At 56.3% G+C, this 20,631-nt stretch carries 15 protein-coding genes; 7 read left to right on the top strand and 8 right to left on the bottom strand.

Annotation, left to right across the window (positions count from 1 at the left end):
- Positions 1 to 59 precede the first annotated feature (59 nt).
- Together poxB and SB719_RS09585 are read right to left on the bottom strand one after the other, a co-directional pair.
- Positions 60 to 1,781 (bottom strand): ubiquinone-dependent pyruvate dehydrogenase, encoded by a 1,722-nt coding sequence (gene poxB, locus SB719_RS09580; protein WP_065649718.1) that lies wholly within the window; start codon positions 1,779 to 1,781, stop codon positions 60 to 62.
- A gap of 112 nt (positions 1,782 to 1,893) precedes the next feature.
- Positions 1,894 to 2,790: a lysine exporter LysO family protein gene (locus SB719_RS09585; RefSeq protein WP_292972345.1), complete on the bottom strand. Its 897-nt coding sequence runs from the start codon at positions 2,788 to 2,790 to the stop codon at positions 1,894 to 1,896.
- 141 nt (positions 2,791 to 2,931) lie between these two features.
- Here SB719_RS09585 and SB719_RS09590 point away from each other — a divergent pair, with 141 nt between their 5' ends.
- Positions 2,932 to 4,560, top strand: a complete 1,629-nt coding sequence (locus tag SB719_RS09590; protein ID WP_412159169.1) for a DUF2813 domain-containing protein — start codon at positions 2,932 to 2,934, stop codon at positions 4,558 to 4,560.
- A 75-nt stretch (positions 4,561 to 4,635) separates the two neighbouring features.
- On the opposite strand, the gene cspD is transcribed toward SB719_RS09590, so the two are convergent.
- On the bottom strand, positions 4,636 to 4,857 hold the full coding sequence (gene cspD, locus SB719_RS09595; RefSeq protein ID WP_065649715.1) for a cold shock-like protein CspD: 222 nt from the start codon (positions 4,855 to 4,857) through the stop codon (positions 4,636 to 4,638).
- Between the two features lie 323 nt (positions 4,858 to 5,180).
- On the opposite strand from cspD, the gene clpS reads away from it, so the two are divergent.
- Complete coding sequence (clpS, locus tag SB719_RS09600; RefSeq protein WP_039385772.1) at positions 5,181 to 5,501, top strand: ATP-dependent Clp protease adapter ClpS; 321 nt, start codon at positions 5,181 to 5,183, stop codon at positions 5,499 to 5,501.
- Positions 5,502 to 5,556: 55 nt separating this feature from the next.
- Positions 5,557 to 7,836, top strand: a complete 2,280-nt coding sequence (gene clpA, locus SB719_RS09605) for an ATP-dependent Clp protease ATP-binding subunit ClpA (protein WP_065649714.1) — start codon at positions 5,557 to 5,559, stop codon at positions 7,834 to 7,836.
- 89 nt (positions 7,837 to 7,925) lie between these two features.
- Here clpA and infA read toward each other — a convergent pair whose 3' ends face one another.
- The 5 genes from infA to trxB form a co-directional block, all read right to left on the bottom strand.
- Complete coding sequence (gene infA, locus SB719_RS09610; protein ID WP_002211347.1) at positions 7,926 to 8,144, bottom strand: translation initiation factor IF-1; 219 nt, start codon at positions 8,142 to 8,144, stop codon at positions 7,926 to 7,928.
- A 345-nt stretch (positions 8,145 to 8,489) separates the two neighbouring features.
- Positions 8,490 to 9,182, bottom strand: coding sequence for a leucyl/phenylalanyl-tRNA--protein transferase (aat, locus tag SB719_RS09615; protein WP_293005049.1), 693 nt, complete (start codon positions 9,180 to 9,182; stop codon positions 8,490 to 8,492).
- 32 nt (positions 9,183 to 9,214) lie between these two features.
- Complete coding sequence (gene cydC / locus SB719_RS09620; protein ID WP_412159170.1) at positions 9,215 to 10,930, bottom strand: heme ABC transporter ATP-binding protein/permease CydC; 1,716 nt, start codon at positions 10,928 to 10,930, stop codon at positions 9,215 to 9,217.
- Positions 10,918 to 12,699 (bottom strand): heme ABC transporter permease/ATP-binding protein CydD, encoded by a 1,782-nt coding sequence (gene cydD / locus SB719_RS09625; RefSeq protein ID WP_412159171.1) that lies wholly within the window; start codon positions 12,697 to 12,699, stop codon positions 10,918 to 10,920. The genes cydC and cydD overlap by 13 nt, the downstream gene beginning before the upstream one ends.
- Before the next feature lie 143 nt (positions 12,700 to 12,842).
- Positions 12,843 to 13,808, bottom strand: a complete 966-nt coding sequence (gene trxB / locus SB719_RS09630; protein WP_065649710.1) for a thioredoxin-disulfide reductase — start codon at positions 13,806 to 13,808, stop codon at positions 12,843 to 12,845.
- A gap of 519 nt (positions 13,809 to 14,327) precedes the next feature.
- Between trxB and lrp the strand changes: the two genes are divergently transcribed.
- From lrp to SB719_RS09650, 4 genes are all read left to right on the top strand, one after another.
- The gene (lrp, locus tag SB719_RS09635; protein WP_006118610.1) at positions 14,328 to 14,822 is read left to right on the top strand and encodes a leucine-responsive transcriptional regulator Lrp; all 495 of its coding nucleotides are present in this window, start codon (positions 14,328 to 14,330) and stop codon (positions 14,820 to 14,822) included.
- A 119-nt stretch (positions 14,823 to 14,941) separates the two neighbouring features.
- Positions 14,942 to 18,472, top strand: a complete 3,531-nt coding sequence (locus SB719_RS09640) for a DNA translocase FtsK 4TM domain-containing protein (protein ID WP_412159172.1) — start codon at positions 14,942 to 14,944, stop codon at positions 18,470 to 18,472.
- 178 nt (positions 18,473 to 18,650) lie between these two features.
- Positions 18,651 to 19,262, top strand: coding sequence for an outer membrane lipoprotein chaperone LolA (lolA, locus tag SB719_RS09645; protein ID WP_065649708.1), 612 nt, complete (start codon positions 18,651 to 18,653; stop codon positions 19,260 to 19,262).
- A 7-nt stretch (positions 19,263 to 19,269) separates the two neighbouring features.
- Positions 19,270 to 20,616: a replication-associated recombination protein A gene (locus SB719_RS09650; protein WP_412159173.1), complete on the top strand. Its 1,347-nt coding sequence runs from the start codon at positions 19,270 to 19,272 to the stop codon at positions 20,614 to 20,616.
- Positions 20,617 to 20,631: the final 15 nt, after the last annotated feature.

Consider the following 20,631-nt stretch of genomic DNA (forward strand, 5'->3'; position numbering starts at 1 on the left):
CTGAAAGAAAAAGCGGGCTGCTCGCCCGCATCATTGCCTGTCCGGCAGGAGCCTTGTTTTTACCGCAGCCAGTTGGTTTTCGCCAGCTCGGTGATCTCATTGCCGCGTCCGTTGAGGATAGCGCGCAGCATATAGAGACTGAACCCTTTTGCCTGTTCGGCTTTGATCTGCGGTGGCATCGACAGCTCCTCTTTAGCCGTGTGCACATCCACCAGAACCGGACCATCATGCGCAAAAGCCTGTTCCAGCGCCGCATTGAGTTCTGACGCTTTTTCAACCCGGATACCTTTAATGCCGCAGGCGGCGGCAATCGCAGCAAAATCAGGATTTTCCAGGTCGGTGCCGTCGGTAAGGTAACCGCCTGCTTTCATCTCCATTGCCACAAAACCCAGCACGCTGTTGTTGAAAATCACCAGCTTCACCGGCAGTTTCAGCTGCGCTACCGAGATAAAGTCTCCCATCAGCATACTGAAGCCCCCGTCGCCGCACAGCGCCACCACCTGACGTTCTCTGTCGATAGCCTGGGCACCCAGCGCCTGCGGCATCGCATTGGCCATAGAGCCGTGATTAAACGATCCCAGCAGGCGTCGCTTACCGTTCATCTGCAGGTAACGTGCAGCCCAGACGGTGGGCGTGCCGACGTCGCAGGTAAAGATGGCATCGTCAGCGGCGTAGCGGCTGATCTGCTGTGCCAGATACTGGGGATGAATCGCCTGGTTGTCGTTTGCGGTTGCCAGATCGTCAAGACTCTTGCGGGCGTCAGCGTAGTGCTCCAGCGCACGGTCAAGGTGATGGCGATCGTCATGCACCTCAAGCTGCGGCAGCAGTGCCTGGATCGTGGCTTTAACGTCACCCACCAGCGGCATATCCACGTGGCTGTGCGCGCCCAGGCTGCCGGGGTTGATATCGATCTGAATGATACGCGCGCTGGCAGGGTAGAAGGCACGATAGGGGAATTTCGTGCCGAGCAGGATCAGGGTGTCGGCATTCATCATGGCGTGATAGCCGGAAGAGAAACCAATCAGCCCGGTCATGCCAACATCGTACGGGTTGTCATATTCAATATGTTCTTTGCCACGCAGCGCATGCACTACCGGCGCCTTAAGCCGTTCCGCCAGGGCGACAACTTCAGCATGGGCACCGGCGCAGCCGCTGCCGCACATCAGCGTAATATTGCCTGCGCCGTTGAGCGTTTCCGCCAGGGTGGCAAGCTCCGCTGCGGCGGGCACAACCTGCGGCAGCTGCGGCGGATACCATTCGCTGCGCGCACTCTTCGGGGCGGGCTGCAGCGCCACGTCACCCGGTAGTACGATCACAGAGACGCCGCGGTTGAGGATCGCTTTGCGCATGGCAATGCCCAGCACCTGCGGCAGCTGCTCAGGATTAGAAACCAGCTCACAGTAGTGGCTGCATTCACGAAACAGCTCCTGCGGGTGCGTCTCCTGAAAATAGCCGCTGCCGATTTCGCTGGAAGGGATATGAGCAGCAATGGCCAGTACCGGTACGTTGTTACGATGACAGTCAAACAACCCGTTAATCAGGTGCAGGTTACCAGGACCGCAGGAGCCGGCGCAGACCGCCAGTTCGCCGCTGATTTGCGCTTCCGCACCGGCGGCAAACGCGGCGACCTCTTCATGCCGCGTCGGCATCCATTCAATGGTGCCCATGCGGTTCAGGCTGTCACTCAGGCCGTTAAGCGAATCACCGGTTACACCCCAGATACGTTTTACGCCTGCGCTCTCCAGCGTGTGTGCCAGCAGGGCGGCCACAGTTTGTTTCATCGTTTGCTCCTTTCTGATGGGGGCCATCTATGCTGATGGCAAAAATCTTTCCGTCAGAAAGCGTAGACGACGCCGCTGCACGCCTGCCGTGAAAAAGTGCGCTGCAGACCGGTCAGGCGGAAAAAAAAGCGATCAGCACCGGCGCGAGCAGGCTCATGATAAACCCGTGCACAATGGCCGCAGGAACAATCTCCATGCCGCCGGCGCGCTGCAGAATTGGCAGGGTAAAATCCATGGAGGTGGCGCCGCTCAGGCCCAGCGTCATGCTGCGATGCCGGGTGATAAGCAGCGGGATCAGCATAATTGTGATCAGTTCACGCAGCAGGTCGTTAAAGAACGCCGCGCTGCCGATAACCGGACCAAATGCGTCCGTCATCAGAATGCCGGAAAGCGAATACCAGCCAAAGCCGCTGGCCAGCGCGAGGCCGGTTTTCAGCGGCAATCCAAGGCAGACAGCGGCCAGCGCGCCTCCGGCGAGCGCCCCAGCCAGTGACACGCCCGCCACCAGCGCACCACGCCGGTTAAGCGTAATCTGCCGCAGCGTCATGCCGCTGCTGCGCAGCTGAACGCCCACCAGAAACAGCATCAGGATCAGGGCATATTCGCTGACGGTGGCCGCATGGCGCAGCGGAGCCCATTGCGACAATCCGAGCAGAAACCCGCCCAGCACCGAGCCACAGAGTTTGAGTGAATCCAGTGCCATCGCAAGACGCGAGGGCAGCGCCTGCGCTTTATGCGGATGCCGCCACGGCAGACGCTGCTCAAGCAGCCAGAATGCCAGCAGCGAACAGGCGAGAATCGAGAGGGTACAGATAAAAGCGGTGTAGAAGATGGTGAGCAAATTCGCGCTGAGATTATCCAGAAATGCCAGGCTTACACCCATGAAAAACAGAATGATATAGACCAGCGCACTCAGCAACCGCGCCACCGTGCGTAACAGTGCTGGCTGCTGCAGATGCAGCAAATAACCGGCAATCAGCGGCAGCAAAATAATCATCAGACCATACATAGCGAACATCCGTCCGTGGGAAAAGGACGCCACGCTAATCAAAAAAGCACACGCTGTAAATCACCCTTTGCCGATAATCTGCGCCTTGACCCCTGTGCAACCGTACACCATGCTCAGGCAATCTCTGAACAGGATAATCCCATGATTCTGGATCATATTGATATCAGCGGCTTTCGTGGCATTAATCAGCTCTCACTGCCGCTTACCATGACGAATCTTCTGATCGGCGAAAACGCCTGGGGCAAGTCAAGCCTGCTTGATGCGTTTTCACTTATGCTGGATCCGTGCGGCGGGCAGGCGGCCCTCAGCGAAGACGATTTCCATTTTCCGCCTGCAAATCCGGCGGCACGCTGGCGCACATTACAGATAGTGGTGCGCTTTCGCGCCAGCGAAGCAGAGCGGGAAAATACCCTGCTGCAGCCTTTCTGGCAGCGCGATGAGCAGGGATATTATCTGCGCTTCAGTTTGCGGGCCACCTGTAAAGCGGACGGCGTAAAAAGCAGCTGGCGCTTTATCGACGTGCATAATCAGCTGCTGGCGCAGGAGCCGACAAAGGCGGCGATAGGCTGGCTGCGGCAGCATCATCCGGTGCTGCGTTTACGCGACGCGCGGTTCGGTCAGCGTCACCGGACGCGCGAACCCGGCGGTGACGGGCGGGATCCGGGTCTGCAGGCGCTGCAGGCGGTGTTACAGCAGCTCAATCGCGCAGCTGGCGGGCAGGCACTGAGCGATGAGGTACTGCGGCAGGGGGTACAGACAATGCAGCAGCTTATGGCGCACTATTTTCTTGTTCAGCAACCCGGCGTCAGTCACCCACGAATGGCACCGGAGCTGCGCGATGGCAGCGCAGGCTGGCAGGCGCTGGATGCGGTTAACCGGCTGCTGGCAGGGGCCAGTGCTGAGCATCGTCGCGAGGTGCAGCTGCGACTGCTGGCACTGCTCCCTGGCAGCAGTGCGCTGCCAGCCGGCGCACAGCCTGTTCTGCTGGTCGAAGATCCTGAAACGCGGCTGCATCCGATAATGCTTTCAGTGACCTGGAATTTACTGACGCTGCTGCCGCTACAGCGACTGGTTACCACTAATTCAGGTGAACTGGTCTCCCAGACGCCGCTGGAAAATCTCTGTCGTCTGGTGCGCGAAGCGAGCCGCGTGGTGGCATGGCGTATCGGTGAAGCGGGACTGAGCGCGGAGGATCACCGGCGTATCGCGTTTCATATTCGCGTCAATCGACCTGCTGCACTGTTTGCCCGCTGCTGGTTACTGGTGGAGGGCGAGACTGAGGTATGGATCGTTAATGAACTGGCGCGGCAGCAGGGCGATCATTTTGCAGCAGAAGGGATCCGGGTGATCGAGTTTGCCCAGGCCGGCCTGAAGCCGCTGCTGAAGTTTGCCCGGCGTATGGGAATTGCCTGGCATGTATTGACCGATGGCGATGAGGCAGGAAAGAAATATGCGGCCGCGACCCGCAGCCAGCTGCTGATCCACGAAAAGGCGGAGGTGCATCTGACGCAGTTTCCGGCAGCCGACATTGAACATTTCCTCTATCAGCACGGATTTCGCGCGGTCTATCACCAAATGGCGCACCTGCCGTTAAACATTGCGATGACGCCACGGCGTATTATTACTCAGGCGATCCATCATAGCTCCAAGCCTGAGCTGGCTATCGCCGTGGCGCTGGCGGCCGGTGAGCGCGGCCCGCAGGCCATCCCGTCGCTGTTCAGGGAGCTGTTTAGTCAGGTAAAACTGCTGGCACAGCGACGTGCAGGGTAGGGGAAAAAGTAAAATGCCAGCGTTACCGGCTGGCATTTCAGGCGCGGAGTGGTCACAATAACCGCGCTGCACAGGTCAGGAAAGCAACGCCGCCTCACAGGGAACAATCAGACTGGCATGGTTGCCTTTTGGTCCTTCGTGAACGTCAAACTGAACGTGCTGACCCGCTTTAAGCGTTCTGTAACCCTCCATCTGAATGGTAGAGTAGTGCGCAAAGATGTCATCGCCACCGCCAACCGGACAAATAAAGCCGAAGCCCTTGGCGTTGTTGAACCATTTAACAGTACCCGTCTCCATGCTTTTACTTCCCTCGCAAGACATTCTGATAAGTAGGTGAGGTCATCGCAGCTGTGAGTCGAGGTTGTTTAAAACTCAATCAGCTTGTGCATGTAGAATGTAGAGAAACGGACCTTATCGTCAAGCAATCGGCCCGGATGCGTGGGCAGAAATTCATCAAAATTTGAGGCAGTTAACGCTATTGAGAATTTTGTGATACAAGTCGCGCATCTGCTTTTCGTACCGATAGCAGCGATAGCAAACCCGTCTTGACAGACGTGTTAAACTTCAGGTTACTGCAGGCTAAAATGCATGACCGCAACGCAGAATTCCAATGGATGATTATGGCAAACACAAACGACTGGCTTAATTTTGAACACCTGGCCGAAGACAAAGTACGTGAAGGGTTAAAGCCGCCTTCAATGTATAAAGTCATCCTGAATAATGACGATTATACACCTATGGAATTTGTTATTGACGTTCTGCAAAAGTTCTTTTCTTATGATATTGAACGCGCCACGCAACTGATGCTGAAAGTTCACTATCATGGAAAGGCAGTCTGCGGTGTTTTCACCGCTGAAGTAGCAGAAACAAAAGCTGCGCAGGTGAACAACTATGCCAGAGAGAATCAACATCCTTTGCTGTGTACGCTGGAAAAAGCCTGAACCTGTCTCCATATAGGAAACAGGCAGTCAGAGCGATAATTGGGGGAGGTGCCAAATGCTCAATCAAGAACTGGAACTCAGTTTAAACATGGCTTTCGCCAGAGCGCGCGAGCACCGTCACGAGTTTATGACCGTCGAACATCTGTTGCTGGCGCTGCTCAGCAACCCGTCGGCCAGAGAGGCACTGGAAGCCTGTACGGTGGATATTGTGGCTCTGCGTCAGGAACTCGAAGCCTTCATCGAACAAACCACACCGGTGCTGCCGGCAGGCGAAGCGGAGCGCGATACGCAACCTACGCTCAGCTTCCAGCGCGTACTGCAGCGTGCGGTATTCCACGTTCAGTCTTCCGGTCGCAGCGAAGTAGCAGGCGCTAACGTTCTGGTCGCTATTTTCAGCGAGCAGGAGTCGCAGGCGGCATATCTGCTGCGCAAACATGAAATCAGCCGTCTTGATGTGGTGAATTTCATCTCTCACGGCACGCGTAAAGATGAGCCCGGTCAGTCGCAGAGTAATGCGGATAACCCGGTCAATGAAGAGCAGGCAGGCGGGGAGGAGCGTATGGAAAACTTCACCACCAATCTTAATCAGCTTGCTCGCGTTGGCGGCATTGACCCGCTTATTGGTCGCGACAAAGAGCTGGAGCGCGCCGTGCAGGTGCTGTGTCGCCGGCGTAAAAACAATCCGCTGCTGGTGGGGGAATCCGGCGTGGGTAAAACCGCTATTGCCGAAGGGCTCGCCTGGCGTATTGTGCAGGGTGACGTACCGGAAGTAATGAAAGAGTGCACTATCTATTCACTGGATATCGGCTCTCTGCTGGCGGGCACCAAATATCGCGGCGATTTTGAAAAGCGGTTTAAAGCGCTGCTCAAACAGCTGGAACAGGATAACAACAGCATCCTGTTTATTGATGAAATTCATACCATCATCGGTGCCGGTGCGGCGTCGGGCGGGCAGGTGGATGCCGCTAACCTGATTAAGCCACTGCTCTCCAGCGGCAAAATCCGCGTGATGGGTTCCACAACTTATCAGGAGTTCAGCAATATTTTCGAGAAAGATCGCGCACTGGCGCGCCGCTTCCAGAAAATTGATATTACTGAACCCTCGGTCGAAGAGACCGTGCAGATCCTCAATGGACTGAAGCCGAAATATGAAGCGCATCACGACGTGCGTTATACCGCTAAGGCCGTGCGCGCAGCAGTCGAGCTGGCGGTGAAATATATCAACGACCGTCATCTGCCGGATAAGGCGATTGATGTGATTGATGAAGCGGGTGCGCGGGCACGTCTGGTGCCGGTGAGCAAGCGTAAGAAAACCGTTAATGTTTCTGACATTGAATCGGTAGTGGCGCGAATTGCACGTATTCCGGAACAGAGCGTGTCGGCCACCGATCGTGATACGCTGAAAAATCTGGGCGACCGTCTGAAAATGCTGGTGTTTGGTCAGGATAATGCAATTGAGGCGCTGACCGAAGCGATTAAAATGAGCCGCGCTGGCCTGGGTCAGGATCGCAAGCCGGTAGGCTCTTTCCTGTTCGCCGGTCCGACCGGGGTAGGTAAAACAGAAGTCACCGTACAGCTGGCTAAAGCGCTGGGCATTGAGCTGCTGCGTTTCGATATGTCGGAATACATGGAGCGCCATACGGTCAGCCGCCTGATTGGTGCACCTCCAGGCTACGTGGGCTTTGACCAGGGCGGTCTGTTAACGGATGCGGTTATCAAGCATCCGCACGCGGTTGTGCTGCTGGATGAAATTGAGAAAGCGCACCCGGATGTCTTCAACCTGCTGCTGCAGGTTATGGATAACGGTATGCTGACCGACAACAACGGGCGTAAAGCGGACTTCCGCAATGTGGTGCTGGTCATGACCACCAATGCTGGCGTACGCGAAACCGAACGTAAGTCGATCGGCCTGATTCAGCAGGATAACAGTACGGATGCGATGGAAGAGATTAAAAAGATCTTTACGCCAGAGTTCCGCAACCGTCTCGACAACATTATCTGGTTCCGTCATCTCTCTGCTGAGGTGATCCATCAGGTAGTCGATAAGTTTATTGTTGAACTGCAGGCGCAGCTGGACGCAAAAGGTGTTTCACTGGAAGTGAGCGATGACGCGCGCGACTGGCTGGCAGAAAAAGGCTACGATAAAGCAATGGGTGCGCGTCCGATGGCGCGTACAGTGCAGGAAAGCCTGAAAAAACCGCTGGCCAATGAACTGCTGTTTGGTTCACTGGTGGATGGGGGCTCGGTGTCGGTGGGGCTGGATAAAGATAAAAACCAGCTTACTTATCACTTCCTGAGCGCTGAAAAGCGTAAAACGGAAGGGACTGTGCACTAACGCCTGACCAGGAAAACAAAAGGCCGGATAATTATCCGGCCTTTTTTTTGCGGCTGGAAACTTAACCAGCCCGCGACGTGTGCAGCAGCTTAGCGACTGCGGAAGACAATGCGGCCTTTGCTCAGGTCGTACGGGGTCAACTCAACAGTGACTTTGTCACCCGTCAGGATGCGGATATAGTTTTTGCGCATTTTACCGGAGATATGAGCGGTAACCACGTGCCCGTTTTCAAGCTCTACGCGGAACATGGTGTTAGGTAACGTATCCAGTACGGTACCCTGCATTTCAATATTGTCTTCTTTGGCCATCGAATCCTCTGGGTGAACTACCAAACTGTTGAACCGGCAAGATAATGCCGAATTCCATGATTTATGTAAAGAAACGTTGGCTGTTTTTGCCAACGCTTCGCCGTGCGTCGCGCTATAGCGCGTGCAGTACGGATAAATTCGGGTGTTGTTGACGTCTGCGGGGGATTAGCGGGCTAAGAATCTGCAGCAACCGGCCCGGCAGGCACGGATGAAACAGTTTCAGGAACAGGTGAGATTCCCAGCCTGGCAATTCCGGCTCGCCACAGCGAAGCGCGGACGACATACCAAACTCGCTTATTGTATCACTTTTATGTAGATTTGTGTGCAAAACATCTGCGGGCAGGGCTAAAAAAGGGTCTGCGTTTGCCAGCATCCCTCAGTAACCGGCTGCCACGCCAGTTTTTTTAGCGCCTGCAGATAGTCAGCACGCGGGATTTCTGTTGCCCCAAGTGATGCGGTGTGGGGATTCAGCACCTGGCAATCAATGAGTTTTCCCTGGTGGGCACGGAAGTGTTGTGAAAAGACCCATAACGCGGTTTTAGACGCGTTTTCCTGTCGGCTGAACATCGATTCTCCGCAAAACATCTGTCCGAGCGCCAGACCATACATGCCGCCAGCCAGGCTATTTTCATGCCACACTTCGATAGAGTGCGCATGGCCCAGCTCATATAGCCGCAGCCAGGCACGCTTGACTTCGAAGGTGATCCACGTTCCCTCCTGACGCCCGGTGGCGCAGCCTTCAAGCACCTGCGCAAACGCGTGATTCATGGTAACGCGATAGGGAGAGCGCCGGTGAAAACGCGCCATGCTCCGGCTGAGATGAAACGCATCTGGCATCAGCACGGCTCGCGGATCGGGCGACCACCAGAGGATCGGGTCGCCGGGCGAAAACCAGGGAAAAATACCGTGCTGGTACGCATTAATCAAACGCGCAGGCGAGAGATCTCCGCCCATAGCCAGCAAACCATTTGGTTCGCGCAGCGCCATTTCCGGCGGTGGAAAGTGCAGTGAATCACGTGAAAGTTGTACCAGTCTCATGGCATCAGCTACCCAAAAGCGTCATCTCCAGACTATAACGCAAAGCGCTGCCGGAAACGCCAGTAGCGACCCGCTTTTGAGATTAATTCGTCATGCGAACCCGATTCCACAATGGTGCCCTGATCCATCACGCAGATGCGGTCCATCCTTTCCAGGCCCTGCAGGCGATGGGTTACCACGATCAGCGTCTTACCCTCGCTGACCCGCAGCAGTAACTGCAGGATCTGCTGCTCAGTCGTGGCATCCAGCCCTTCGGTAGGCTCATCCAGCAGCCAGAGGTCGCCGTTATGCAGCAGGGCACGCGCGATGGCCAGGCGCCGCAGTTCGCCGCCGGACAGCGGCCTGCCGCCTTCACCCATCCAGCTATCCAGTCCGTCAGGCTGCTCGGCCAGAAAGCCGAGTCCAGCCTGAACCAGCGCGGCAGTCAGCTCGCTATCGCTGGCCGCCGGGCGCGCCAGTAACAGGTTATCGCGCAGCGTCTGGCTGAAAAGATGCACGCGCTGTGTTACCACGCTGATACGCTGCCGCAGGCTGCGCTCATCCCACTCTGAGAGCAGAATATCATTAAGACAGATATGACCCGCGGTGGCTTCCCGGCTGCGGGTGATAAGCGCCAGCAGGGTCGATTTGCCACAGCCGGTCGGGCCGAGCAGGGCAATACGTTCGCCCGGCTGCAGCCGCAGTGAAAAATGCTGTAATACCGGCTCCGGGCGTTGCGGATAGCTAAATGAGATGTCATCCAGTACCAGACGCATTTCCGGCCCTGCGTCCTGCATACGCGGCGGAAAATGGATGGCCGGCGGCTGGTCAATGATTTCCTGCACGCGCTGTGCGGCGCTGCTGACCTGCGCCAGCGGCAGAAACGCGCCGGCAACCGGTGCCAGCGCTTCAAACGCCGCCAGACCGCAAAACAGAAACAGCGCAATCGTTGCGCCCCCGACAGTGTCAGCTGAAACCCACAGCAGCAGCGTTACGGTCAGACCGGCTATCAGCAGCAGCAGGCTCTGTGCAAACGCCTGCAGGTGATGCTGCTGTTGCTGCGCGTGCTGCCACTGCCGCTCTTCACTGTCCAGCCGCTGACGCCAGGCCGTTGCCGCACCATAGATCTGCAGTTCAGCCTGTGCCATGAGCCAGCAGGCAAGCTGCAGGCGCCAGCTCGCCTGCGAACGGGCGATGCGCGCGCCGGCAGTCTGACCAAAATAGCAGAACGCGGCGGGCAGTATCAGCAGGGTCAGCAGCATGCTGCCCCCTAAAATCAGCGCCAGGGGCAGGTTGAGCAGGGACAGACCGCCGGTTACAACGATAATAACCACCGCTGCACCGGCCAGAGGCGAAATAACGCGCAGATAGAGATGGTCGAGCGTATCAACATCGCTGACAAAGCGGTTCAGCAGCTCGCCGTGGCGAAAGCGCGACAGCTGCTCAGGCGCCAGTGCCATCAGGCGCCTGAAAGTATATACACGCAGATGCTGCAGCACCCGAAAGGTGGCATCATGACTGACAAGACGCTCAAAATAACGCGCTGCGGTACGTATAATCGCGGCACCGCGCACGCCTGCTGCCGGCAGCATATAGTTGAAGGTGTAGAGCCCGGCCATACCTGCCAGCGAGGAGGCAGCAAGAAACCAGCCGGAGAGCGTAAGCAGGCTCACACTAGCCAGCAGGGTAAAGATAGCCAGCGCGATCCCTAATCCCAGGCGCCAGGGATGCTGCCGGAACAGACGCAAAAAAGGCATTAATGAACGCACAGTGAATCCTCCTGCTGACGTTGCCGTATCATCTCCTGCAGCAGCCCGGGCTGAGTGCTGAGCTGCTGCCAGCTTCCCTGCTGTACCAGTGCACCCTGCTGCATAACCCACACCGCATCCCACTGCGCCAGATCGTGCAGCTGATGCGTGATCATCAGCGTCGTCTGCTGCCGTGCCGCCTGGTTAAGCGCCTGCATAACATGGTATTCACTGGTACTATCCAGACCTGAACCGGGCTCATCCAGCAGCAGCAGTTTTGCCGGCTTCAGCAGCGCACGGGCAACCGCAATCCGCTGTGCCTGACCGACGGAAAGTCCGACCCCATCATCGCCGGTCGGCGTATCCAGCCCCAGCGGGAGGCCAGCCAGAAAGTCGCTCACGCCTGCCTGTGCCAATACAGCCTGCAGCCTGCTCTCATCAGCGGATTGCTCCGGCATCAGGTTATCGCGCAGCGTTCTTGCGGGCAGCTGTGGGTTTTGCCCCACCCAGGCAAGTTGTCGCTGCCAGCTTGCACGCTCGATATAGCGCAGATCCACGCCGTTAGCCCGTAGCGTCCCCTGCCAGGGCAGGAAACCAAGCAGCGCATTCATCAGCACGGTTTTACCTGCGCCACTTTCACCAACCAGTGCAATCCGGCAGCCTGCGTGCAAAGTGAAATTAAGCGGCTGCGTCAGCGCATGGCCGCTGGCACTCATCACCACCAGATTTTCTGCGGTCAGCGTCAGAGGGGCGTTTTCACACCATGGACGAACCGCCTCCGGTTGCGGAACGTCCGGCGACGCATGCAGGAACGTTTCCAGCGCATCTGCCGCGCCTGTCGCCTGCGCTTTAGCGTGATAAAAGGTGCCCAGATCGCGCAGCGGCTGGAAAAACTCCGGTGCAAGGATCAGCGCAAGAAAGCCGGCAAACAGCGTTACGCCGGTGCCGTAATGGCCGAAATCAAATTCGCCAAGGTAAGAGAAGCCAAAGTAGACGGCAACAACGGCAATGGCCAGCGAGGCAAAAAACTCCAGTACCGCTGAAGAGAGAAACGCGAGACGCAGCACTTCCATCGTCCGCTGACGAAAACTAGCGGTGCTGGCAGCAATAGCCTGTTCTTCAGCCGCCGCATGGTGGAACAAACGCAGCGTTTCGCGTCCGCGCAGACGGTCGTAAAAATCACCGCTCAGCCGCGATAGCGCGAGAAAGTTACGCCGGCTGGCATCCGCTGCACCCATGCCAACCAGCGCCATAAACAGCGGGATCAGCGGTGCGGTAACCAGCAGAATCAACCCTGCAGCCCAGTTGACGGGAAATATGGCAATCAGAATTGCACAGGGAATAACCACTGCCAGCGTCATTTGTGGCAGATAGCGTGCATAGTAATCCTGCATTTGCTCAATCTGTTCAAGCAGCAGCGTTGACCAGCTGCCCGCAGGTTTGCCCTGTATCCAGGCAGGCCCAAGCGCATCAAGACGATCAAGCAGTTGCCGCCGCAGCGCCCGCCGGATAGCAAGACCGGCGCGGAATCCCGCCATCTCCCGTCCATAGTTAAAACCGGCGCGCAACAGAAAGCAGAGCAGCAATAGCAGAAACTGAGCAACCAGCGCCGAACGGGGCTGATGAGACACGATGAGCTGGTGCAGTAGCGTAGCCATCAGCCACGCCTGCGCAATAAGGATGATTGCGGAGGCAAAACCGCATAGTGCAGCCAGCCGCAGGGCATTTGCGCCAGAAGCTCGCTGCTGCCGTAACCAGCTCAGCACTGTCTGTTGCCGTGATCTGTTCATACTGTCGTCTGCTCTTCTGAATCAGGGCGAAACCCGGATAAAGTATCAGGTTATTGCGATCGGCAGCACTTTAGCACGCTGTATATAAAAAAGGCGACCTGAACAGGTCGCCTTTATATAATTATGATCAGATTATTAACAACTTACCGATCGTTTTTAACCAGACCATCGAGATAGCGCTCTGCATCCAGCGCAGCCATACAGCCGGTGCCGGCTGATGTAATCGCCTGACGATAGGTATGATCCATGACATCACCTGCGGCAAAGACGCCCGGAATACTGGTTTGGGTCGCGTTACCGTGCAGGCCGGACTGTACTTTAATGTAGCCATTCTCCAGCGCCAGCTGGCCCTCGAAAATGGCGGTGTTTGGGCTATGACCAATCGCCACAAACAGGCCTGCTACCTCAAGTGATTCTGCAGGCTCACCGTTAGTTGCCAGCAGCTTCACGCCAGTCACACCCATCTGGTCACCGGTCACTTCTTCCAGCGTACGGTGCGTATGCAGCACAATATTGCCACTGCGCACTTTTTCCATCAGCCGGTCGATCAGAATCTTCTCTGCGCGGAAGGTGTCACGGCGGTGGATCAGGTGCACCTCAGACGCGATGTTGGCAAGGTACAGCGCCTCTTCAACAGCAGTATTGCCTCCGCCGATTACCGCAACTTTCTGGTTGCGATAGAAAAATCCGTCGCAGGTTGCACAGGCAGAGACGCCCCGGCCCTTAAACGCCTCTTCAGAAGGCAGACCCAGATAGCGTGCCGATGCGCCCGTCGCAATAATCAGAGCGTCCGCCGTATATTCGCCGCTGTCACCGGTCAGGCGAAAAGGGCGCTGCTGCAGATCAACGGTATGAATATGATCGAACAGGATTTCGGTATTGAATTTTTCGGCATGCGCATGCATACGCTCCATCAGCGACGGCCCGGTCAGGTCGTGCGGGTCGCCTGGCCAGTTTTCAACTTCGGTGGTCGTCGTAAGCTGGCCGCCCTTTTCCAGACCGGTAACCAGCACCGGATTCAGGTTAGCGCGTGCCGCATAAACTGCAGCGGTATAACCGGCTGGGCCTGAGCCCAGGATAAGCAGTTTGCTGTGTTTGGCCGTACTCATGCATTCCTCAGTGTGTTTCTGACAACAGTGATTTTGATTGTAGGGAAATTAGGACAGCAAAAAAAGCTTTGCACCATTTTGTTAGCAATTGCTGCAAGCGGCGTAGACGATGAAACGTATCTTTGCTGCAGCGTTGCGCTAAAAGAGTGCATTCTGAGTAAATAAATGACATCACTGCCCTGAAAATATCATTTAAAAACAGGGCTCCAGCACGGTATCTGGCATCTTGTACTGAATTTAGATGTTTTACTTTGACAATCGCCTGCGCATTTGCGAAAACATTGGAAGAAGCAGAGAGTCTCTGACGGTTCAGAATGGTAATTCATCACTGTTTTGCGCGGCGGCGTCAGAAAATCTCAGCCTGACATTGGTAATGACGCATGATGTGGACAGACAGCATGCGTCATACGGATGGTGCGTGACTGCACAGGCTTATGGTCTTCAATTCAGTAAGGCTCTGAAATACGCATTTTTCAGGGTGTGGCAGGCATAGGGAAGGAATTAAGAGAGACAATAATAATGGTAGACAATAAAAAGCGCCCCGGAAAAGATCTGGATCGTATCGACAGAAATATCCTGAATGAACTGCAAAAAGATGGCCGTATCTCCAATGTTGAGCTTTCCAAGCGCGTAGGCCTTTCGCCAACGCCATGCCTTGAGCGTGTTCGCCGTCTGGAGCGACAGGGCTTTATCCTGGGCTACACCGCGCAGCTCAACCCCCACTATCTTGATGCATCCCTGCTGGTGTTTGTTGAGATTACTCTGAATCGCGGTGCCCCTGACGTGTTTGAGCAATTTAACGCCGCAGTGCAAAAACTTGAGGAAACTCAAGAGTGTCACCTCGTTTCCGGTGACTTTGACTATCTGCTGAAAACCCGCGTGCCTGATATGTCTGCCTATCGCAAACTGCTGGGAGAAACCTTGCTGCGCCTGCCAGGCGTAAACGACACCCGTACCTATGTCGTGATGGAAGAGGTTAAACAGAGTAACCGGCTGGTCATTAAAACCCGCTAACGCAGGGAAGGTGCAAAGCGTGCAGGATTTAGGTACACTCCTGTGAATTCATACAGGACCAGCGTCGGGCTCTTCCGGCGCTGTTGCCTTCTTATTTTACAGGCACCTGGAGAGTTCTCTTGAGCCAGGAATACACAGAAGATAAAGATGTTTCGTTACAACCGCTGAGCAGTGGACGTCGTCTGCTCGAGGCGTTGCTCATCCTTGTAGCCCTGTTCGCCATCTATCTGATGGTGTCACTGGTGAGTTTTAACCCTTCCGATCCCAGCTGGTCTCAGACCGCATGGCATGAACCTATCCATAATATCGGGGGTAGCGTTGGCGCCTGGCTGGCAGATACTTTGCTGTTTATCTTTGGCGTGATGGCCTATGCCATTCCACCCGTTATCCTGGGCCTGTGCTGGATCACTTTTCGTCAGCGCGATCGGCAGGATTATATCGACTATTTTGCCGTTGGATTACGTCTGATAGGCGTGCTGGCGCTGGTGGTGACTACCTGCGGCCTGGCTGCGCTGAATGTGGATGATATCTGGTACTTCGCCTCAGGCGGTGTTATCGGCAGTCTGGTCAGCAATGCTATGGCGCCGTGGCTTCATGGTGCAACCGGCACGCTGACGCTGCTCTGTATCTGGGCTGCAGGTATCACGCTCTATACTGGCTGGTCATGGCTCGCTATCGCTGAAAAAATCGGGAGCGTGGTAATGGGCGTGCTGACGTTCGCCAGTAACCGCTCTCGTCATGACGATCGCTGGGAAGAAGATGAGTATGATGAGGACGCGGATGTTCCAGCGCGTCCGGCTGTAGCGCTTCAGGCTGCTGACGAAGAGGACGTGCTGCTGGCTGCGCCGCGAACGCCCGCGCCTGCACTTGCTGCTGAGCTGGCCAGTGAACCCCTGCTGGCCAAAGCGTCCAGCGCAACCGCTGCGGCACTTTCTGCAGTGAGTGAAGCTGCCCGTCAGGCGCCGCCCGCTCCGGCTCCTGTAGCAGAACCTGCACTGACGGCGGAGCCAGCAGTTACGCAGGCTGCCGTGCCGCAGCCGGTCACATCGCAACCAGTTGTGACCGCCACGCCAGCACCACAGACGCCACCCCTCTATCATTTTGAACTGCCGGAAGAGCCTGTCGCGTCACCTGCTGTACAGGATGAAGATGGCCCGCGTATGGGCGACTGGCAAAGTGCCGATCGCTTTTCTGCTGTTGCCCCTGCATTTACGGCCGCTGCGGCCACAGGTGCTGCCACTGCTGCCGTACAGCGTGCGGAAGAGTCGCTGTCGCCTGTTTTTGACATTGTGCCTGAGCGCGATCGTAACCCGCAGGTAAAGCAGGGTATTGGTCCGGAGCTGCCGCGACCCAACAAAGTTAAACTGCCGACCCGACGTGAACTTGCCTCTTATGGAATTAAACTGCCTTCACAGCGTATGGCAGAAGAGAAAGCGCGTGAAGAAGCAGAGCAGCAGCAGCCGGATGTGAGTGCCACGCTGCATCAGCCGCAGTATGAAGAAGACGCTGCGCTTCAGGAAGCGCAGTTGCGTGATGCATTTCAGTCACAGCAGCAGCAGCGCTATGGTGAAAGCTGGGAGTCGCATACTGAAGAGGATGATCAAGAGGCGCAGCATCAGGCGCAGCTGGCAAGCCAGTTTGCGGCACAGCAGCAGCAGCGCTACAGCGCGCCACAGGAAGAAAAAGCGCCGGTGTTCAATCTGGATACCTCGGCTGCTTTTGACTTCTCACCCATGAAAGATCTGGTTGATGATACGCCGAGCGAACCGCTGTTTACTATCGCGGCCACGCCGGAACCTGAAGCGCAGTGGCAGCAGCCAGCCGTACCGGCAGCAGAACCTGTGGCGCCGCGGCAGCAGCCAGTTGCACCAGCAGCGGAACCCGCTATTCAGTGGCAGCAGCCAGCTGTACCGGCCGCGGAACCGGCGGTGCAGCAGCAGCCAGTCGCACCGGCAGCGGAACCAGCGGTTCAATGGCAGCAGCCCGCCGTGCCGGTAGCGGAACCGGCTGTGCCCGCACAACCCGTTCCACCGCCTTCATACAGTGAAGCGGGCAGTACAGGATTTGCAGCAGAGCCAGAGCCTGCAGTCGCACCGGCTACTCCGGCGCAGGATAGTCTGTTTCACCCTTTCCTGGTGCGTCATGAACGACCACTGGAGAAACCTTCGACGCCGCTTCCGGTACTTGAGCTGCTGACAGCTCCGCCGGAAGAAGAAGAGCCCGTGGATATGTTTGCGCTGGAACAGACGGCGCGCCTGGTAGAAGCACGCCTGGCGGACTATCGGGTAAAAGCTGAAGTGGTAGGGATCTCTCCGGGCCCGGTGATTACCCGTTTTGAACTCGACCTGGCTCCGGGCGTTAAAGCAGCAAGGATCTCTAACCTCTCCCGCGATCTGGCGCGTTCGCTGTCAGCCGTGGCGGTGCGCGTGGTGGAGGTCATCCCCGGTAAACCTTATGTCGGGCTTGAGCTGCCGAACAAACATCGCCAGACAGTCTATCTGCGTGAAGTGCTGGATTGCGACAAATTCCGCGATAACCCCTCTCCTCTGTCAGTGGTGCTGGGTAAAGATATTTCCGGACAGCCTGTTGTTGCCGATCTGGCAAAAATGCCACACCTGCTGGTAGCCGGTACCACCGGTTCCGGTAAGTCGGTTGGCGTTAACACCATGATCATCAGCATGCTCTATAAAGCGACACCGGAAGAAGTGCGCTTTATTATGATCGACCCGAAAATGCTTGAGCTGTCAGTTTATGAAGGGATCCCACATCTGCTTACCGAGGTGGTAACCGACATGAAAGACGCGGCTAACGCGCTCCGCTGGAGCGTGGTAGAGATGGAGCGTCGCTACAAACTGATGTCTGCACTGGGCGTACGTAACCTTGCCGGTTATAACGAAAAAATCGAGCAGGCTGCGGCGATGGGCCGTCCGATTCCGGATCCGTTCTGGAAGCCGGGAGACAGCATGGACATGACACCGCCCGTGCTGGAGAAACTGCCTTACATCGTGGTGCTGGTAGATGAATTTGCCGACCTGATGATGGCCGTGGGTAAAAAGGTAGAAGAGCTGATAGCGCGTTTGGCGCAAAAAGCGCGTGCTGCCGGTATTCACCTGGTGCTGGCAACTCAGCGTCCGTCGGTTGACGTTATTACCGGTCTGATTAAAGCCAACATTCCTACCCGTATCGCTTTTACGGTATCAAGTAAAATTGACTCGCGTACTATTCTCGATCAGGGCGGCGCAGAATCGCTGCTGGGAATGGGTGATATGCTCTACATGCCGCCTAACTCCTCGATGCCGGTACGCGTGCATGGCGCATTCGTGCGCGATCAGGAAGTTCATGCTGTTGTGCAGGACTGGAAAGCGCGCGGACGCCCGCAGTATATTGACAGCATCACAGCGGGTGAGGAGAGCGAAGGCGGCGCAGGGGGTATGGATGGTGATGAAGAGCTCGATCCGCTATTCGATCAGGCAGTCTCCTTTGTGGTTGAGAAACGTCGTGCCTCTATCTCTGGCGTGCAGCGTCAGTTCCGCATCGGCTACAACCGTGCGGCACGTATCATTGAGCAGATGGAAGCACAGGGTATTGTTTCTGAGCCGGGCCATAACGGTAACCGCGAGGTGCTTTCACCGCCACCACATGAAATGTAACGCCGGCTGACAGCACTATTTTCCTCATGGGCCAGTTATTAACTGGCCCATTGTTTATCTGTTGCGCAATCTCCATATCTTTGGGACCTTTCGGCTTTTTCTTCTGTCGAAGAGACAATACGGCAACTACGTTTAATAGCAGTGAGTATCAGGAACAGTGAATAAGGAATCGAATCAGATGAAATTACGCGTTATTGCCTGTGGCCTGCTGGCCGGTTTTGTTTCAGCATCTGCACTGGCAGATGCCTCTGGCGATCTGCAGCAGCGCCTGAACAAAGTAAACAGCTTCCATGCCAGTTTTAGCCAGAAAGTGACCGACGGCAGCGGCGCTAATGTTCAGGATGGTGAAGGGGAGTTATGGGTTAAGCGTCCCAGCCTGTTTAACTGGCATATGACGGCACCAGATGAGAGCGTTATTGTCTCTGACGGTAAAAACCTGTGGTTCTATAACCCGTTTGTCGAACAGGCCAGCGTCAGCCTGTTGCAGAATGCCACCAGCAATACGCCCTTTATGCTTATCGCGCGCAATCAGCCCAGCGACTGGCAGCAGTACAATATCAAACAGCAGGGGGACAGCTTTGAGCTGACGCCAAAAAACAGCGACGGCAATCTGAAGCAGTTCACCATCAACGTCTCATCATCGGGCACCATCAATCAGTTCAGCGCGATTGAGCAGGATGGCCAGCGCAGCAGCTACCAGCTGAAGAGCCAGAAAAATGGTGCCATCAGTCCCGATAAATTTACCTTTACGCCACCAAAAGGGGTAACGGTAGACGACCAGCGTCAGTGAGGTTGAGTTGAGTAATCTCTCTCTGGATTTTGCCCCTTCAAATGCGTTTAAACCGCTGGCCGCCAGAATGCGGCCCGCCACGCTTCAGCAGTATACCGGCCAGCAGCATCTGCTCGCCCTGGGTAAACCGCTGCCGCGGGCGATTGAAGCCGGACAGCTGCACTCAATGATCCTGTGGGGCCCGCCGGGCACCGGAAAAACCACGCTGGCGGAGATCATCGCGCACTACGGCAACGCTGATGTGGAACGCATTTCAGCGGTGACGTCAGGCGTAAAGGATATTCGTGAAGCGATTGAACGTGCCCGGCAAAACCGCCATGCCGGTCGGCGTACTATCCTGTTTGTGGATGAGGTCCATCGCTTTAACAAAAGCCAGCAGGATGCCTTTCTGCCGCACATTGAAGACGGCACCATTACGTTTATTGGCGCGACTACGGAAAATCCTTCGTTTGAACTCAATTCTGCGCTGCTGTCGCGCGCGCGCGTTTATCTGCTCAAATCACTGACCACAGAAGATATTGAGCAGGTGCTGACGCAGGCGATGGAGGATAACACCCGTGGTTATGGCGACAGCGACATTGTGCTGCCTGATGCCACTCGCCGGATGATCGCCGAATTGGTAAGCGGTGATGCACGCCGGGCGCTTAATACGCTGGAAATGATGGCGGATATGGCAGATGTTAACGCAGAGGGTAAACGGGAGCTGACGCCGCAGTTGCTCACTGAAGTCGCCGGCGAGCGCGCGGCGCGCTTTGATAATCAGGGCGATCGCTTTTACGATCTTATCTCGGCGCTGCACAAATCGGTGCGCGGCTCTGCGCCCGACGCGGCGCTCTACTGGTATGCCAGAATCATAACCGCAGGCGGGGATCCGCTCTACGTCGCACGGCGCCTGCTGGCTATCGCCTCGGAAGATGTCGGCAATGCCGATCCGCGTGCAATGCAGGTAGCCATCTCAGCCTGGGACTGCTTTACGCGCGTCGGGCCGGCAGAAGGCGAGCGCGCGATTGCGCAGGCGATTGTCTATCTGGCGTGTGCGCCGAAAAGCAACGCAGTGTACACGGCTTTCAAAGCGGCGCTGCGCGATGCGCGCGAGCATCCAGACTATGATGTGCCGGACCATCTGCGTAATGCGCCGACAAAACTGATGAAAGAGATGGGGCTGGGCAAAAGCTATCGCTATGCGCATGACGAGCCCAACGCTTATGCGGCCGGCGAAGTCTTTTTTCCGCCGGAAATGCGCGACGTCCGTTATTACCATCCTGTGCCGCGCGGACTGGAAGGGAAGATCGGTGAAAAACTCGCCTGGCTGGCTGAGCAGGATCAAAATAGCCCGATAAAACGCTACCGCTGATAAACGCGTTACGGT

This window comes from Pantoea sp. SIMBA_079 (assembly GCF_046940275.1).
Lineage (GTDB): Bacteria > Pseudomonadota > Gammaproteobacteria > Enterobacterales > Enterobacteriaceae > Pantoea > Pantoea borealis.